Origin of the sequence: Rhizorhabdus dicambivorans (assembly GCF_002355275.1) — a bacterium.
In the GTDB taxonomy this organism is placed as follows: Bacteria; Pseudomonadota; Alphaproteobacteria; order Sphingomonadales; family Sphingomonadaceae; genus Rhizorhabdus; species Rhizorhabdus dicambivorans.
Genome location: NZ_CP023449.1, coordinates 3,562,397 through 3,578,983 on the forward strand (window position 1 = coordinate 3,562,397; position 16,587 = coordinate 3,578,983).

Annotated in this window: 19 protein-coding genes; 8 read left to right on the plus strand and 11 right to left on the minus strand. The window is 66.8% G+C overall.

Annotation, left to right across the window (positions count from 1 at the left end; translation table 11 throughout):
* From CMV14_RS16690 to CMV14_RS16700, 3 genes are read right to left on the minus strand one after another with little or no spacing between them, the layout of a single operon-like run.
* Positions 1–909, minus strand: coding sequence for an isocitrate lyase/PEP mutase family protein (locus CMV14_RS16690; protein ID WP_066969511.1), 909 nt, complete (start codon positions 907–909; stop codon positions 1–3).
* 19 nt (positions 910–928) lie between these two features.
* Positions 929–1,441, minus strand: coding sequence for a 3-isopropylmalate dehydratase small subunit (locus CMV14_RS16695; protein WP_066969513.1), 513 nt, complete (start codon positions 1,439–1,441; stop codon positions 929–931).
* A complete protein-coding gene (locus tag CMV14_RS16700) occupies positions 1,431–2,726 on the minus strand; it encodes a 3-isopropylmalate dehydratase large subunit (RefSeq protein ID WP_066969515.1) in 1,296 nt (431 codons plus the stop codon). Before CMV14_RS16700 ends, CMV14_RS16695 begins: the two co-directional genes overlap by 11 nt.
* A 253-nt stretch (positions 2,727–2,979) precedes the next feature.
* Between CMV14_RS16700 and CMV14_RS16705 the strand changes: the two genes are divergently transcribed.
* The 4 genes from CMV14_RS16705 (at position 2,980) to CMV14_RS16720 (ending at position 6,099) form a co-directional block, all read left to right on the plus strand.
* Positions 2,980–3,528: a nuclear transport factor 2 family protein gene (locus tag CMV14_RS16705; RefSeq protein WP_083216141.1), complete on the plus strand. Its 549-nt coding sequence runs from the start codon at positions 2,980–2,982 to the stop codon at positions 3,526–3,528.
* Complete coding sequence (gene cofG, locus CMV14_RS16710) at positions 3,525–4,634, plus strand: 7,8-didemethyl-8-hydroxy-5-deazariboflavin synthase CofG (protein ID WP_066969519.1); 1,110 nt, start codon at positions 3,525–3,527, stop codon at positions 4,632–4,634. The genes CMV14_RS16705 and cofG overlap by 4 nt, the downstream gene beginning before the upstream one ends.
* A gap of 96 nt (positions 4,635–4,730) precedes the next feature.
* Positions 4,731–5,021, plus strand: a complete 291-nt coding sequence (locus CMV14_RS16715; RefSeq protein ID WP_066969521.1) for a hypothetical protein — start codon at positions 4,731–4,733, stop codon at positions 5,019–5,021.
* A 190-nt stretch (positions 5,022–5,211) separates the two neighbouring features.
* Positions 5,212–6,099, plus strand: coding sequence for a helix-turn-helix transcriptional regulator (locus tag CMV14_RS16720; protein WP_176488982.1), 888 nt, complete (start codon positions 5,212–5,214; stop codon positions 6,097–6,099).
* Positions 6,100–6,111: 12 nt separating this feature from the next.
* On the opposite strand, the gene CMV14_RS16725 is transcribed toward CMV14_RS16720, so the two are convergent.
* Both CMV14_RS16725 and CMV14_RS16730 read right to left on the minus strand, forming a co-directional pair.
* Positions 6,112–7,272: an NADH:flavin oxidoreductase gene (locus CMV14_RS16725; RefSeq protein ID WP_096367776.1), complete on the minus strand. Its 1,161-nt coding sequence runs from the start codon at positions 7,270–7,272 to the stop codon at positions 6,112–6,114.
* A gap of 14 nt (positions 7,273–7,286) precedes the next feature.
* The gene (locus tag CMV14_RS16730) at positions 7,287–7,742 is read right to left on the minus strand and encodes a nuclear transport factor 2 family protein (RefSeq protein WP_066968980.1); all 456 of its coding nucleotides are present in this window, start codon (positions 7,740–7,742) and stop codon (positions 7,287–7,289) included.
* Between the two features lie 217 nt (positions 7,743–7,959).
* On the opposite strand from CMV14_RS16730, the gene CMV14_RS16735 reads away from it, so the two are divergent.
* The gene (locus CMV14_RS16735) at positions 7,960–8,892 is read left to right on the plus strand and encodes an SDR family NAD(P)-dependent oxidoreductase (protein WP_176488983.1); all 933 of its coding nucleotides are present in this window, start codon (positions 7,960–7,962) and stop codon (positions 8,890–8,892) included.
* Here CMV14_RS16735 and CMV14_RS16740 read toward each other — a convergent pair.
* Positions 8,879–9,256, minus strand: coding sequence for an EthD domain-containing protein (locus CMV14_RS16740; RefSeq protein ID WP_066968984.1), 378 nt, complete (start codon positions 9,254–9,256; stop codon positions 8,879–8,881). The genes CMV14_RS16735 and CMV14_RS16740 overlap by 14 nt on opposite strands.
* A complete protein-coding gene (locus CMV14_RS16745; RefSeq protein ID WP_066968986.1) occupies positions 9,253–9,678 on the minus strand; it encodes a VOC family protein in 426 nt (141 codons plus the stop codon). Before CMV14_RS16745 ends, CMV14_RS16740 begins: the two co-directional genes overlap by 4 nt.
* 166 nt (positions 9,679–9,844) lie before the next feature.
* Between CMV14_RS16745 and CMV14_RS16750 the strand changes: the two genes are divergently transcribed.
* The gene (locus tag CMV14_RS16750; protein ID WP_066968988.1) at positions 9,845–10,846 is read left to right on the plus strand and encodes an aldo/keto reductase; all 1,002 of its coding nucleotides are present in this window, start codon (positions 9,845–9,847) and stop codon (positions 10,844–10,846) included.
* Between the two features lie 49 nt (positions 10,847–10,895).
* On the opposite strand, the gene CMV14_RS16755 is transcribed toward CMV14_RS16750, so the two are convergent.
* Genes CMV14_RS16755 through CMV14_RS16765 form a run of 3 tightly spaced genes read right to left on the minus strand, consistent with a single transcriptional unit; the run spans position 10,896 to position 13,042 of the window.
* On the minus strand, positions 10,896–11,819 hold the full coding sequence (locus tag CMV14_RS16755) for a TauD/TfdA dioxygenase family protein (protein ID WP_066968990.1): 924 nt from the start codon (positions 11,817–11,819) through the stop codon (positions 10,896–10,898).
* Between the two features lie 19 nt (positions 11,820–11,838).
* Positions 11,839–12,273 carry a nuclear transport factor 2 family protein gene (locus tag CMV14_RS16760; protein WP_066968992.1) on the minus strand — a complete coding sequence of 145 codons (435 nt, stop codon included), beginning with the start codon at positions 12,271–12,273 and terminating at the stop codon, positions 11,839–11,841.
* Positions 12,263–13,042, minus strand: coding sequence for a class II aldolase/adducin family protein (locus CMV14_RS16765; protein ID WP_238147070.1), 780 nt, complete (start codon positions 13,040–13,042; stop codon positions 12,263–12,265). Before CMV14_RS16765 ends, CMV14_RS16760 begins: the two co-directional genes overlap by 11 nt.
* Positions 13,043–13,290: 248 nt before the next feature.
* On the opposite strand from CMV14_RS16765, the gene CMV14_RS16770 reads away from it, so the two are divergent.
* Positions 13,291–14,556, plus strand: a complete 1,266-nt coding sequence (locus tag CMV14_RS16770) for a cytochrome P450 (protein WP_066968994.1) — start codon at positions 13,291–13,293, stop codon at positions 14,554–14,556.
* A gap of 14 nt (positions 14,557–14,570) precedes the next feature.
* Positions 14,571–16,046: an FAD-binding protein gene (locus CMV14_RS16775; RefSeq protein WP_066968996.1), complete on the plus strand. Its 1,476-nt coding sequence runs from the start codon at positions 14,571–14,573 to the stop codon at positions 16,044–16,046.
* Between the two features lie 9 nt (positions 16,047–16,055).
* Here CMV14_RS16775 and CMV14_RS16780 read toward each other — a convergent pair whose 3' ends face one another.
* Complete coding sequence (locus tag CMV14_RS16780; RefSeq protein WP_066968999.1) at positions 16,056–16,586, minus strand: VOC family protein; 531 nt, start codon at positions 16,584–16,586, stop codon at positions 16,056–16,058.
* Position 16,587 lies beyond the last annotated feature (1 nt).

A 16,587-nucleotide genomic window follows, 5' to 3' on the forward strand; every position in this document is an offset into this window, starting at 1 on the left:
TCAGAGCGTCGCGGTATAGCGCTGCTCCAGCGCGACATACTCGTCGAGCCGGGCCGCCCGCATCAGCTCCAGCGGATTATGATAGGGGCCGGGATGGGCGGCGAGATAATGCTCGTCGGTCCCCTTCTCGCGGATGTCGCGGAACACCTCCGCCACCGCATTGGCCGCCGCGCCCAGCGCGGTGCTGGCGAACATGGTGAAGGCATAGCCGGCATCGGCCAGATCGGCGGTTGTGTAGCCCGGCGGCGGGCTGCCGCCCATGTTCATCACCGGGCCGTCGACCTGCGATATCAGCTTGCGCGCCCACTCCATCTGCTCGGCTGGCGGCAGGCTGAAATAGGATTTGCCTTCGATCTGCATGATGATCGGCATCACCATGTCGGCGCCTGCCTCCAGGAACAGGTTGCAGCGCGCGACCACCTCCTCGAAGGAGATGGTGTCGCCGTCGGTGCGCGCGACGATCACGAAGTCGGGGTCGGTGCGGGCGTCGACCATCGCCTTCACCCGGTCGATCGCCTCTGCCCGGCTCACCACCTTGCGGCCGGCGAGCAGCGGACAATGCTTGGGCAGCGCCTGATCCTCGAGATGGACGCCGGCGACCCCGGCGCGCTCCATCTCCTGGATCGTCCGGCCGATGTTGAGCACGCCGCCGAAGCCGGTGTCGATATCGGCCAGGATCGGGATCGTCACCGCCTGCGCCATGCGCGCGGCATGCTGGACGATCTCGCTCATCGACATGAGACCCAGATCGGGCGCGCCAAGCTGGGCCGCCTCGACGCCGAGGCCGGTCATGTGGATCGCCTGGAACCCCGCGAGCTGGGCCAGCCGCGCCGACAGCGCGTCATAGCAGCTCGGCGCGACGACGAGGCCCTTGGCCAGCTCGGCGCGAAGCTTGGTGGACATGCGCATGTCGATATTCCCTTCCGGATCAGGCGGCCGCGACGCGGTGGAGCGCCCAGTCCAGGCTTCCCCCCGCACCGATGATGTCGAGGATGATCGGCGAGACCGGCTCGAAATCCCGGGTGGTGCCGCTGCTGTGGTTGATCGCCTTGCCGGTCGCCAGATCGATCTCGATCCGGTCGCCGGTCTCGGCGAAGTCGCTGATACCCGGGAACGCCCAGGTCAGCAGGCCGAGGTCGATCGAGGCGCGCTGGTAGAGCGCGTTGACCCCGTCGCACAGCAGCGCGGCGATGCCGGCTTCCTTGCAGGCCATCACCGATGCCGTGTAATAATGGGCATGCCCCCGGCCGAGATTGCGGCCGGCGATGACGATGTCTCCCCGCGCCACCGCCTCGCTGAAGCCGGGATCGACATCCTCCATCAGATGCTTGCGGCACTCGGCCCAGTCATGGGTCATGCCCAGCTTGTCATATTTGGCCGAGACGATGTCGGTGGCACCCAGGCCGTCGCCGAACAGCCAGGCCTTGCCTTCAAGCTTCATGGGCTGCCTCCATCGCGCGCGCCAGATAGGGGGTGGGATCGGCGATGCGCCCTTCGATCGCCGAGGCGGCGACCACCGCCGCGTTGGCCAGCATCACCTCGGACTCCTGGCTGCCCATGCGGCCGCGAAGCGTCTCGACCGAGGTCGAGATGCAACGCTCCCCGTCGCCGAGCTTGAGCGGCGAGAGATTGCCACTGTAGCAGGCGCCGCAACCGGGCTGGGTGACGGTGGCGCCGGCGTCGAGGAACACCTCCAGCAGCCCGGCCTTCGCCGCCTCTCTATGGGTGTCGGCCGAGATCGGCGTCACCACCAGCCGAACGCCCGGGTGGAGCTTGCGGCCGCGCAGCACATCGGCCGCCAGCGCCAGATCGGACAGCCGCCCGCTGGAGCAGGAGCCGATGTTCGCGGCGGTGACCTCCAGCCCTTCGACCTGGCCGAGCGGGCGGACCAGCTCGATGTCGTGGGGGCCCGCCACCAGCGTCTCGAAGCGTGACAGGTCGTAATCGTAGGTCGCGACATAATCGGCGTCGGCATCGGCCGCGACCGGCTCGAAAGCCTCGCGCGCGCGACCTTCCAGATAGTCTTCCAGCACCTGATCATAAGGGAAAATGATGGTCAGCGCGCCGATCTGAACCGATCCGTTGGCGATCGCCAGACGGAAGTCCATCGGCAGGCTGGCGACTCCCGGCCCCGCGAATTCGATCACCTTGCCGCCCACCGTCTCGCCCAGGTCCTGGATCAGGCGGTAGACGACGTCCTTGCCGTTCAGGCCCGGCGGCAGGCTTCCGGTCAGGGTGATGCGGACGCATTCGGGGACGATCATCCAGATATCGCCGGTCAGGATGATCGGATCGACCCCGAACAGCGCCGGCAGCGCGAAGCAGTTGGCCGCGCCCATCGTCGAGCTCTGCGTGTCCGCGCCGATGCACACCGCGCCAGGCAGCGCCCACCCCTGTTCGACCGGGATGTGGTGCGAGATGCCGTTGCGGCCGACATCATAGACATTCTCCGCCGGAACGCCCTGTTCCTTCGCGAACGCCTTGATCTTGGGGTGCTCCTTGCCGGCCTGCTGGGGGAACCAGTCGGGCTGGAAGAAATGATCGAAGCAGAAGATCAGCCGGCTGGGATCCCACACCTTCAGGCCGCGCTCGCGGAAGGTGTCGATGAAGGTCGTGCCGTCGAGACAGGTCATCAGGCTGACCTTGGCGAGCACGGCGCTGCCCGTTTCCGCGCGTTCCACGCCCGCGGCGCGCGCCAATATCCTGGCGGCCATCGTTGATCCCATGACGCGATCATCCCTCCTCAGGCCATCCTGTACCGTCGGGATGGCGATTTCCACCGGCTATCCTGTTTGCGTCGGGCAAGGGAGGGCGGACGGCTTGCGAAATCGGGGGATCGTTTTGGAGCGCTGATCCTGATCGGCGCCGGGCCGCAAAAAGCCAAACAATAGCCCGTTATCGCAAAGGCCGCGCGGTTGCGCCGCGCCCCCGCCCTGCCATGCTGGCCGGAAATCCTGGAAAAAGGGAGGATGGCCCGGCATGGCGGCAGAGGACAGATGGGCGGCGATGGAACGGACGCTGGATCGGATCGAGGCCCGGCAGGCAATCCACGACCTGCTGATGCGCTATTGCCGCGGGGTCGACCGGCTCGATCGCGACATGATCCTGTCGGTCTATCATCCCGATGCCTGGGACGATCATGGCTCGTTCAAGGGATCACCGGTCGAGTTCGCCGACTGGGTGATGTCCAGCCATCGCGGCAAGGTCATCAGCTGCACCCATTTCCTGGCGAACAGCCTGGTCAGCTTCGAGAGCGACGACGTCGCCCATGGCGAATCCTATGTCATCGCCGTCCATCGGCACATGCGCGACGGTGCGCTGCACGACATGATGGGCGCGGGCCGCTACATCGACCGGTTCGAGCGGCGCGGCGGTGAATGGCGCCTGTCCAGCCGAATCGTGATCGGCGATTGGGACCGGCTCGATCCGGTCGAACGGCAGGTGGCCGGCCCGCTGACCGAGGCGCTGGCGCAGCCCAGCCGCACGCCCAGCGATCCGTCCTATGCGTCGGGAAGGATCGGCGCATGATCGACAGGCGCCGATCGTCGCGGATTCGCCCCCGGCTCGCGGCGCTGCTGGAGATGCTGCCCCTCCCCGCGCTGATGGCGGCGAGCGAGACGCTGACCCTCGAAGGGCATGGCACGACGGTCACCTATTCGCCCAGCGTCCGGCTGCGGCTGGCGAGCGTCGACCGCGACCCGTGCCATTGCTGCCCCTCGACGAAACCGCCGCGCGACGCGCTGCTGAAGCTCGCCCGGGACGGCGCGGCGCTCGGCTGCCGGGAGGCGCTGCTGACCCTGGACGGGCGGCAGACCGCGCCGGGCGGCATCCCACGGCCGGCGCCAGTCGAGTTCGATCAGGCGACCAGCCTCTCCCATCTCGCCGAAATGGCGCGGGTGGTGCTCGACGAGACCGCGCTGCTGCCCCATCTCGATCCGGGCCTGCTCACCGCAGCCGACTATGTCAGGCTGCGGCCGCACGCGGCATCGATGCGGATCATGCTCGAAAGCGGCGCGGACCGGCTGTGCGATCCGGGTGGGCCCCATCATGGCTCACCCGACAAGGGGCCGGCCCGCCGCCTCGCCGCGATCCGGGCCGCCGGCCGCGCCCGGGTGCCGCTGGCCACCGGGCTACCGATTGGGATCGGCGAAACCCGGAGCGAGCGCATCGAGGCGCTGGCCGCGATCCGCGATATCCACCGCCGCCACGGCCATATCCAGCAGGTCGCCATCCACGACGCCCGGCCCGATGCCCCGGCGGAGGAGCATCTCTGGACGATCGCCGCGGCGCGGCTGATCCTGGGGCCACAGATGACGATACAGGCGCCCCCTGACCTGCGCACTCCGGACGCGCTCGGCATGCAGCTGCGCGCCGGCGTCAACGACTGGGGCAGTGTCCATCCCGACGCGGCCGAGCCGGCGCATCCCGAGGCGCCCTGGGCGCATCGCAACCTGCTCGAACAGCGGACCCGCGCTGCGGGCCGCCGACTGGTCGAGCGGCTGGCGATCGGACCGCGCCACGCGCTGGACGCCGACAAATGGGTCGATCCGGCGCTGGCGCCGCGCATCGGCCGAGCGATCGACGCGCGCGGCCTGCCCCGGCGGCGGCGTGCGCATCTGGTCGCCGTGACCTGACGGCTTCCCCAAGCCTTCGTCCGCAAAACCTAAAAGACAATGGCCCGCACGATGCCTCGCGCGGTTATCGTGCATCGATCGATGGAAAGGACTGGCATGGCCGCGACCGAACTCAAGCGCTATCAGATAACGCCCGACGGCTGGGAGGAATTCCTGGAGGTCTGGCGCCGCATCGTCGCGGTCCGCCGCCGGCACGGCTTTGGCATATTGTTCGCCTTCGCCGATCGCGAGCAGAACATGTTTACCTGGGCGATCAACCATGACGGCGATTTCGATGCCGCCGCCAAGGGCTATTATGAGGATCCCGAACGGGTTGAGCTGGAGATCGTCGGCAATTACGTGACCGGCTACGAGATCCGCAAGGTCGAGGTGCTCGACCTGCCCTGACCGGCCCTGCCCCGCCCCCACGAATGCTCCCGCTGGCGCACATTTTGGACAAAAGAGCGCCGCTATCGACATTTGACGCCTTGGCCCCCGCCACGCATGATTGTCCCATCATCCCCGCATCGCGGGCAAGGCAATGCAGCGGCTGACCGGGCGGCAGATGCCGGCGGCTGCTTGGCGAGAGGATCGAGCCATGATGGCGGCACAGGCCCAGCGGGGCGGCAAGGGCTATAACCAGCATGTCTTCGTCGAGCGCGCCACGACCGGCGCCTCGATCGAGATCGTGGACTATGAGTTCGACGGAAGCGAGCTCTCGGGCTGCGAGGATCGCTCGTTGCTGCGCTGGCGGCTGGCACCCGATTATTTCAGCTCCTCCTGGCGGCTCGCCCGCCAGCCCGAGTTCGTGAAGCTCGGCAAGCTGATGTTCCTGCCGGGGCGCGTCCCGTTCCGCGCCCAGCCCTCCAATCCGCTGCGCTCCAGCCGCAACCTCGTCTGTCATTTCCAGCCCGAGCTGGAGCAGCAGATCATGGGCGATCCCGATGACTGGAGCCCGGAGCAGCTGGCCGAATGCCAGGATATACGCTGCGGACGGATCGAGCTGACCCTGCGCCGGATGTGGCAGGAGATGATGCATCCGGGCTTCGCGAACGAATTGCTGCTCGATGGACTGCTGGCGACCCTCGCGGTCGATATCAGCCGCTATTTCCGCCGGATCGGGCCAGTCGGGGACGATAGTCCCAAACGGGCCAGCGCGCTGTCCAAGGCCGACCTGCAGCGGATCATCGACTTCATCCATAGCGCGCGGGGCGGCTGCCCGACGGCGAGCCAGCTCGCCAGCGTGTGCGGCATGAACCTGTCGAGCTTCCGCAACCGCTTCAAGATGACCACCGGCACCAGCGTCCACAGCTTCGTCGAGGACATCCAGCTCGAGCGCGCCAAGGGCCTGCTCGTGAACAGCGGCATGCTGATGAAGGAGATCGCCTATGAGCTGGGCTTCACCCACCAGGCGACCTTCACCTCCAGCTTCCGCCGCCTCGTCGGCATGTCGCCCAGCGAGTATCGGACGGCCCACCTCAACTGAGGCGGACAGGCGTCAATAAAGCTCGCGGGTGGCCTCGACCGTATAGGGCTTGAACGGCTCGCCGGTGCGCGCCCGCACTGCCCAGGCGGGATCGGCGATCAGCGAGCGGCCGACGCCGGCCAGATCGAACTCGCCACCTTCCATCCGGGCCATCACCCGCTCCAGCCCGCTTGCCGCGATGCCCTCTCTCGTCGAGGGGCGCTCGTACAGGTCCTTGCTCAGCCCGATGCTGCCGACCGCCATGGTCGGCCTGCCGGTAAGCTTGCGCGTCCAGCCGGCCAGGCTGAGATCCGACCCCTCGAAGGCCGGCGCGTCGAACATGCGGGTGCTGGCGTCGAGGATATCGACCCCGGCCTCGACCAGCAGGCCCAGCCATTCGCCCAGTTGATCGGGCGTGTCGGCGATTCGCGCATCGAAATCCTGCTGCTTCCATTGCGAGAAGCGGAACATGATCGGCAGTGCCGGCCCGACCTCGCGGCGGATCGCGCGGATCACCTCGATCGCGAAGCGAGCGCGCCCGGCCATGTCGCCGCCGAAGCGATCGTCGCGCAAATTGGTCTCGGCCCAGAAGAATACGTCGAACAGATAGCCATGGCCACCGTGCAGCGCGATCCCGTCGAACCCCGCCGCCTTCGCGTTGCGGGCGCTCCGCGCGAAGGAGTCGATCACATCGGCGATCTCGCCGTCGCTCATCGGCCGGGTCGGCGGCAGCATCGCCTCGACATAGTCCGCCGCGGAGGAGGTGCGGCGGCCCGCCGGCCCCCATATCCCCGAGGGACGCATCGATTCCGCCTCGGGATAGCGTCCGCTATTGGCCAGCCGCATCACGCCCTGGTGCCAGAGCTGCGGGAAGATCGTGCCACCCGCCTGGTGGACGCCATCGACGATGCGCTTCCAGGCGGCGAGCGGCGCCTCACCGAACATCTCGGGCACCGCCGATTCCCGCAAACCCGCATTGCCCACCGCCGATGGATGGTCGATGGCGACGCCCTCGGTGACGATCAGGCCGACGTCATTCTCCGCCCGGCGGCGATAATAGGCTGCGACATCCTCGCCCGGCACGCCGTCGGGCGATCGGTTGCGCGTCATCGAGGCCATCACGATCCGGTTGCGCAGCGTCACCGCGTCGTTGATCCGCAGCGGTTCGAACAAGGGGCTGGTATCGACTGGCATGGAATGTTCCGTCTTCAATCGACGCGGCGCGGCTGGGCGTGGACGGCGAGGCGCAGGCGCGACAGCCGGACCGAGGCGAACAGCCACTTGCCGCCGCGGCGGACATAGGTCTCGTGATAATGGCCCGCGCCATAGATCTCGCTGGCCCCGGCCAGGCCGCGCGTGCCGGGCGGGAAATGGAGCGCGTCCTGCATCGCCCAGATCGCGCGGGCATTGTCCTCGTCGAGTATCTCGATCTCGGGCGCCATCACATGATGGGCGGTGACGCCACCCTCCAGCGCGGGGCCGACGCCCTGCATGAAATCGCCGATCGTCGTGGCGCGGTCGTAATTCTCGGGGAAGAACAGGGTAGCGTCGTCGGCGAACAGCGCCCGGAAGGCCGGCCAGTCCTGGGTATCGACGAAGCGGCAATAACGCGCCTTGAGGACCTTGATCTCCTCGATGGCCATCAGGCGGCGGATATCCTCCATGGCGGAACTCCCTCTCTCTGGCCTCGTCTTTGCCGCAAAGCCGTGACGACACCAAAGCAGCCGCGTGTGCCATTTCAAGCAGCTTGTTGATTTTCCGGACAATCGCGGCTCCGGCTTACGCGAAAAAGCAAGATCACGGCGGCAAACCCAATCAACCGCCGTTGATCGCGTCGCCACGCCCTCCCAAGCTGCGGCCGACAGAGACTGGAGAGATACTTTGACCGAAGTTCGACTGGACGGGCGCGTCGCGCTGGTGACGGGGGCGGGCCGTGGACTGGGCCGCGCGCATGCGCGGCTGCTGGCGGCGCATGGCGCCCGGGTGGTGGTGAACGACCCCGGCGTTGGGCTAGGCGGCGAAGGCGGCGACCAAGCCCCGGCGCGCGACGTGGTGGCCGAGATCGAGGCGGCCGGCGGCAGCGCCGTCGCCAATTTCGACACGGTGGCGACCGAGGATGGCGCCCGGGCGATGATCCGGCAGGCGATCGACAGCTTCGGCCGGATCGACATCGTCGTGAACAATGCGGGCAATTTCTACACCCGCCACGGCTTCGACGAGACCAGCCCGGAAAGCTTCGCCCATATCTGGCAGGTCCATGTGATCGGCAGCGTCAACGTGATCCGCGCCGCCTGGCCGCACATGGTCGCTCAGAAATATGGCCGGATCATCAACACCGCATCGCACACCGGCTATCTCGGGTCGCGCAACAATCTCGAATATTCGGCGGCGAAGGCCGCGATCCATGGCATCACCCGCACTCTGTCGCTGGAGGCTGGCGACCATAATATCGCGGTCAACGCGATCGCACCGGGCGCTGTCACCCGGCCGGTCAGGCTGATCCCCGGAATATTGGACATGATGCCCGCCGGTGCGTTCGAACCCGAGCTGGTGGCGCCCACCGTCGTCTGGCTCGCGCATGAAGATTGCAAGGTGACCGGCGAGATCTTCGGCGTGATGGCCGGCACCACCACCCGCATCAAGGTGGTCGAGACGCCGGGCTATTGCTCGCGCAACCCCACCCCCGAAGCGATCCGCGACGCCTTCGAGGATGTGATCCTCGACCAGCGGCGCTTCGACGCCGCGGGGCTGGTGATCGGCAAGGAAGCCGAGCTGCGCGGCATGGACCTCGTCGAGCGCTTCACGGCATCGTGAGGGCACCCGGCGAGCTCACAGTGTCGACCATGTAGAGGGCGAGCGAGGCGCGATCGAGGAAGTTCTCCTCGTCGCGCCGGATCGGATCGCCGATCGTCGGATCGGTCAGCGCGTCGAGCATGCGCTGATAATCCGCCACGCTGGCGAAGCTGATTTCGGTCACCACATCGAAGGTCGGCCCGGCGAACCGCTCCTCGACATGGGCGGGCGAGAAGCTGTAGCCCGAATTGAGATAATTGCGCTCATAAGCGGTGAAGAACGGCAGCAGCCGCGAGATCAGCGGCACATGATTGGCCTCATAATAGTCGCGGAATTCCTGATGCGTCATTCCGGCCTTGCGCGTCAGCAGGCATAGCAGCTTCATGCCGCCTCTCCTTCATTATCGGTTATGGTGAGCAGCTCGAGCAGATTGCCGTCGGGATCGCGGAAATAGATTGAAAGACCTGCGACGCCATTGCAGGCATGGCGCTCGCCCGGCCCTTCGATGATGTCGATGCCCTTGCTGTCCAGCAGCGCGATCGCCTGGGCGATCGGGCCTTCCCAGCGGAAGCAGATGTCGGCCGATCCCGGCGTCGGCTTGCCCGCTACGATCGGATGCCCGTGCCCGGCCTGATGAATGTTGAGCATAGCCCCACCGAGATGAAACTGCCGGATCATCACCCGCCCCTCCAACTCATATTCGCGGATCTGCACCGCGGCGAGCACGTCGATGTAGAAACGGGTCGCGCAATCGAGATCGGCGACGGTGATGGCGATATGGTCGATGCGGCTGATCGGATGGGTCATGGGCGCCTCCCTCATCCATCGGGATAGCCGTCCGGCCTGCCGCCGGCCAAACCCCGTGGCTTAGGAAAGCGATCAGTCTTTTGGCCCGCTGGTCATCCGTGCCCGCCGCGCTTGCGCCGCTGTGAAAGCGGGTCCAATCCGGCCGCGTCAAACGAAGGAAGGCCGCATGAAACATCGTCGTCTCGGACCCAGTCTCTCGGTATCGGCGCTGGGCATCGGCTGCATGCCGATGTCGGGCAATTCGGTCGGCAATTACGGCGCCGCCGACGAGGCGGAAGCGATCCGCACCATCCACCGCGCCATCGATCTGGGCGTCACCTTCTTCGACACCGCCGAGGCCTATGGCCCCATCGCCAACGAGGCGCTGCTCGGCCGCGCGGTCGCGGGCCGCCGGGATGAGCTGGTGCTCGCCACCAAATATTCGATGCGCTTCGACGAGGCCGGCACCGTGCTGGGCGGTTTCGACGGCAGCCCGGCCAACGCCCGCCGCTCCTGCGAGGCGGCGCTGCGCCGGTTCGGCACCGACCATATCGATCTCTTCTACCTCCACCGCGTCGATCCCGACGTGCCGATCGAGGAGAGCGTCGGCGGCATGGCCGAACTGGTAAAGGAGGGCAAGGTGCTCCACCTCGGCCTGTCGGAGGCGGCGCCCGAGACGATCCGCCGCGCGCATGCGGTGCATCCGATCGCCGCGCTCCAGTCCGAATATTCGCTGTGGGAGCGCGAGGTGGAGGACGACATCCTGCCGGTGACGCGCGAACTGGGCATCGGCTTCGTACCCTTCTCCCCGCTCGGCCGTGGTTTCCTGACGGGATCGATCGCCTCGCGCCAGGATCTCGGCGAGGGCGACTATCGGCTGCACAACGATCCGCGCTACGCCGAGGGCAATTTCGACCGCAACCTGCTGCTGCTCGACAAGGTCCGGCAGGTCGCCGCGCGCCACGGAATCTCGCCCGCGCGCATCGCGCTCGCCTGGCTGCTCGCCCAGGGGGAGGACATCGTGCCGATCCCCGGCGCCAAGCGTCGCGTGACGATGGAGGACAGCGTCGCGGCGATCGATGTGGCGCTGTCGGCGGCCGATCTCGCCGAACTCGCCGAAGCCGCGCCGGTCGGCGCGGCCGCCGGTGATCGCTATCTCACGGCCGGCATGCAGATGGTGCGCCTCTGATCCGGTGAACGGGGCCCGGCGCCGAGGCCGCCGCGCCGGGCCGACGTTGCTACTGCGCGGCGAGCAGCTCGGCCGGCGTCGCCGCGCTGAGCGGCGCCTCGCCCAGCGCGGTGCTGTCGTCGACGGTGGCGACCCGGCGCATCTCGCGGCGCTCGCTCATGTCGAAGCGGCGGCCGCGATGCAGGACCGATCGGTTATCGTACATGACGACGTCATTGGGCTGCCAAACATGCGCATAGACCCGCTCGCGCTGCCCGATATGCTCGATCAGTTCATGCGCCAGCGCACGGCCCTCGGGGATCGACATGCCGGAAATCTCGCAGACCTTGCTGTCGCACCACAGCACCTTGCGCCCCGATCCGGGGTGCGTTCGGACCATCGGCCAGCGCACCGGCGGGAAGACCCTGCGGTCCTCCGGCCGGTCCTCGATGCCGAGCCACTGGCGGGTGAAGTGCGAATAGAAGGTCGCGGTGCGATCGGCGATCAGCGCCTTGGTGTCGTCGTCCAGCGCGTCATAGGCGGCACGCAGGTCCGCATATTCGGTGGCGCCGCCCTTGCTCGCGGCGGTCTTCGCGGTGAGGATCGAATAGCGGTAGGGGTGGCGATCATAGGATGAATCGCTGTGCCAGAAGCGATTGCCGACGTTCATCACCGCCTGCTTGTGCCGCCGGTCGGCGACGTCGCCCGAGGCGGCGTCGACATTGGAGATGTCGCTGATCGCGGCGCTGGCATAGCGATCCTGCACCTTCTTCATCAGCTTTTCCTGCAGGCCGACGTCGAGCGGGCCGAAGGTGGCGCCGAAAGCGACGAGTTGCTCGTCGGTCAGCGGCTGATCGTGGAACACCAGCACCGCATAGTGGTCGCTCGCCTTGATGATGGCCTCGACCGTCGCCGGGTCGAGCGGCTTGCTCAGGTCGACACCGCGTATCTTCGCGACATAGTCGGCGCCGACGGGTTCAATCTGCAGACTCATGCTTTTCCTTCCTCGATGATCACGCCGGCAGGGCGACGCTCTGGAGCTTGCGGCGCCGGAATTTCCAGACGCCTTCGTGCCGGACATATTCGTCGGCATAGACGCCGACGAAGCCGACCCGCATATCGTCCGACCCGATCCGGAACTCGGTATAGACATGGCCCGTGGCGCGATCCTCGCCGTCCAGATCAATCACATGGTTATGGGTGAAGGGCCAGGGGTCCATCGCCTCGTTGTTACGGGCGAAGGTCTCCGCGATCGCGTCGCGGCCCGAACGCACCCCGCCCTCGGCCATCACCGCCGGCATGTCGAACACGCCGTCTGGCGTATAAAGGCCGACGATGTTGTCATGCCGCCGCTCGCGCACATAATGGCAATAGCGTGCGACGAGATCGCGGATCGCGTCGCGCGCCTCCAGCGCGGCGATGCGCGCGGCGAGATCGTCATTGGGCATAGTCGGGGTCCTTCCGGTCGAGCAGCCGCAGCAGCGCCGCCCATTCGAGCCCCGATCCGTTCTGGAAGCGCGGATCGCGCGCGACCGGCGGCACGGTGGAACACAGATCCTGCGGCGGCATCACCAGCGCGCCGCCGGCCATCGCGTCGACCTGGATGCGGCAGGCGCTTTCGAGCTGCCAGGCGGTCAGAAAGGCGCGCGGCACCGTGCGGCCGACCGTTACCGTGCCATGGTTGCGCAGCAGCATCACGTCATGCGCGCCGAGGTCCGCGACCAGCCGGCGCCGCTCGTCGAGGTTGACCGCCGGTCCCTCGAAATCATGGTAGCCGACCTCGCCATAGAAGAACATCGCACTCTGCGACAGCGGCAACAGGCCACATTTCATCGCCGAGACGGCGGTGGCGGCGCGCGAATGGGTATGGATCACGCAGCCCGCATCCTCGCGCCCGCCATGGATCGCGCTGTGGATCACATAGCCGGCCGGGTTGACCGCGAACTCGCCCGGCGCGCGCAGCACGTAATTCCCGTCCAGGTCGATCTTGTGCAGGTTCGACGCGGTCACCTCGTCATAGAGCAGGCCATAGCCGTTGATCAGGATATGCTCGCTGCCCGGCACCCGCGCGGTGATGTGGTTGTAGATGAGGTCGGTCATCCCGAAATGGGCGAACAGCCGGTAGCAGGCCGCGAGCTGGACCCGCGTCTCCCACTCCGCCGCGCTGACCTGGTCGCGCACCGATGCGTCCCTCACCATGCCCGGCTCCGAACCCATTTTCGCTCCTCCGGCACCCGATATGGGTCTGCCTGAAGAGCTATCCCGCTGCGACCCGAACTCAATCGGCAAGTCTTGGGAAAAGCATCACCTTATTGTTGATCTGCGGCGGCCGTGCCCGGCGGCAAGCTCAGATCGCTTAATCAATAGCCCGCTTTTAAAAAGGATCGCGGTGCCGCCGCCGCGCGCAATCCCCTAAAAATCATGCTCGAAGTACCGGCGCCCCTGCCGGATTTGGAGAGTTCGAGATGAGCGATACCCTGGCGGAGGCCCCTGCGACCGGCGGCAAGTGCCCGATCACCTTCACCGATCCGGACACCCGCAAATGCCCCTTTCCCGCCTATCACGCGCTGCGCGAGGAGCATCCGGTCTACAAGGACCCGGTGAGCGGCAATTATGTGCTGACCCGCTATGAGGACGTCCGCAAGGCGGTGATGAACAACAAGACGCTGTCGTGCAAGACGGGCATCATCCAGACCCGCAAGTCCAGCGTCAGCGAAGAAGTGGACCGCATCTTCCGCGAGACCGGCTATCTGCCGATGGACACGCTGGTCACCAACGATCCGCCCTCGCACAAGATGTACCGTACCCTGGTCGACAAGGCGTTCACCCGTGACAAGGTGCTCAGCCTCGAACCCAATATCGAGGTGACCGCCAACGCGCTGATCGACCGCTTCATCGACAAGCCCGAGGTTGAGTTCTTCGACGAATTCGCGATGCGCCTGCCGCTGACCGTGTTCACCGACATCCTCGGCGTCACCGATCGCGACATCGACAAGTTCAAGCGCTGGAACGACGTCTCGCTCGAAAGCAGCAATCCAGCGCTCGATCCGCAGCGCGAGCTGGAGATCGTGCCGCAGGTGACCGAGCTGCATCGCTATCTCGCCAAGAATGTCGAGCGGGTTCGCGCCGATCCCGACGACAGCCTGCTCAGCACCCTGGTCCATGCCGAGGTCGACGGTCGCAGCCTCGACATGCGCGAGCTGATCTCGATCCTGTTCCTGCTGTTCCTGGCAGGCGGCGAGACCACCGCCAACGCGCTGGCGGGCGGCATCAAGCTGCTGATCGACCGGCCCGAACTGGCCGACGAGATACGGAGCAGCGACGCCAAGCTCGACGCCTTCGTCGAGGAGACGCTGCGCATCATGGCGCCGGCCACGGTGATGTTCCGCCGCGTGACCGCCGATATGGAGATCGGCGGCGTGGCCATCCCGGAAGGATCGATCATCGAAACGCGCTTCGGCGCCGCCAACATCGATCCGTCGATGTTCCCCGATCCCGAGCAGGTCGACCTGGAGCGCCCCAACATGCGCAGCCACCTGACCTTCGGCGCAGGCATCCACATGTGCATCGGCAACCAGCTGGCGCGTGGCGAGATGCGGATCGCGTTCAAGGCGCTGGTCAACCGCATGAAGAACTTCCGCGCCACCCGGGGGGAGGACAGCTACGACTATACCACCACCTATGTGGCGTTCGGCCTCAAGCGGCTGTGGCTGGGCTTCGACAAGCGCTGACGGACGAAGCCGACATGGGAACGACCGAGCGGACGTGGACCCATGAGGTCGACGTGGTCGTCGTCGGATCGGGCAATGGCGGCATGTCCGCCGCCATCGCCGCGGCCCGCGCCGGGGCGCGGACCATGGTGGTCGAGATCGACAAGGTGACGGGGGGCAGCTCGGCGATGTCGGGCGGCGGCATCCGCATCGGCGGCGCGAACAGCTATGACGAATATCTGGCGGTAACGCACGGGATGCACGATCCCGCCTTCAGCCGGGTCTATTTCGAAAGCTATCTGCGCTACATCGACTGGCTCCGAACCATCGGCGCGGCGATCCGGCCGAGCCCGGACGGCGGCATCGACATATGGATGGGCACGGACCGGGACGGGGCGTCCGAGCCGCAATGCCGCGCATATTTCGACAGCCTGGAACGCATCTTCGCCGATGCCGGCGGCCTGCTGCTGCTCAGGGCACGGGCACGGCGGATACTGACCGGGGACGATGGCGCGATCGTCGGGCTGCGGGCGAAGCGATGGACCTCCTCCCCCTTCGACGACACCGGCGAGACCGTGACCATCAAGGCGCGCAACGTGATCCTCGCGGCGGGCGGCTTCCAGAACAACAAGGAATTGTGCGCACGCTACATCGGCCCAGAGGCCGACCTGATCTCGGCGGTAGGATCGCCCTTCCATCGTGGTGAGGGCATGATCCTGGCGCAGGAGATCGGCGCATCGCTGAGCGGATCGATGAGCGGCATCTACGGCAGCCATATGAGCGCCTTCCCGGCGAAGCGACCGATGGAGGACGTGCGGCAATGGCTGGAGTTCGGCGAGGCCGACAGGACGCGGCTGTTCAACCTGCTCTGGTTCAACACGCCGCCGGGCTTCATCGCGGTCAACCTGAACGGCAAGCGCTTCATCGACGAGGTGGAGATCCGCTATCGCGTCAGCCAGGCCGTCGCCCGGCAGCCGCGCGCCACGGGTATCATGCTGTTCGACCAGGCGATGTATGACGAGGTTGCCGATCTGCGCATGCTCAGTCCGGGCACCGGCGCGACCGAGGCGGAGAAATTCGAGGCGCGGACCGCGCTGGAAGGGCCGACCCTGCTGAAGGCCGACACGATCGAGGAACTGGCCGACAAATTGGCTGAGCCGGGGCCAAACAGCACCTACCGGCCCAATCTGATGAGGACGATCGCCGAGTGCCATCGCGCCGCCGACGCCAGGAATCCCGATCTGGACATCCGCCGGTCCGAGTTGCGCAAGCTGGAAAAGGGCCCCTTCTACGCCTGGCCGTTCACTGCCGGCGTCGTCTACACGATGGGCGGGCTGGCGATTAACACCAGCGCGCAGGTCCTCGACCAGCAGAAGCTGCCGATCCCGGGCCTCTATGCGAGTCCGCCCTGCGCCGGCGGCGTGTTCCGGGATTATTATGGCGGCTCGATCGCGAGCGCGGGAACCTTCGGCTGGATCGCGGGCCAGCACGCGGCTGCCCGATCCGCGTAACCCTGTGCGCTATTCCCCCGGCCTGGCCGGGTGCCACAGCCGCCGGTCGGTCTCCGCCTCATAGCCCTTGCCGTTCGGGAAGCTGACCAGCTCTAGCTGCATCCCCCAGGGCGACAGGAAATAGACCCAGCTCTGGCCCGCGCTGGGCCCGGCGGTGCGGACGGTCGGCGCGCCGAGGATGCGGATGCCGTGCGCGCGGAGATGGGCGAGTGCGGCATCGATATCGTCGACATAGAGCGCCAGATGATGGCCCCCGACATCGCTGTTGCACGGCGGTTCGCGCCGCTGGTCGGGCGCTTCATACTGGAACAGCTCGAAATTGGAGCCATGGCCGCAGCGCAGGAATTTCAGCCGGCGCATCACCGCGCGGGGGTGGACGGCGAGATGCTCCGCCATCCAGTCGTCGTCGGACTGGAACGGGCCCAGCTCGTAGAAAGGCTCGCAGCCCAATATGTCGACGAAGAAGGCGACCGCCTCGTCGATATCCGGCACGGTGAAGCCGATATGATCGGTGCCCCTCAGCCCCGGCAATCCGCCCATC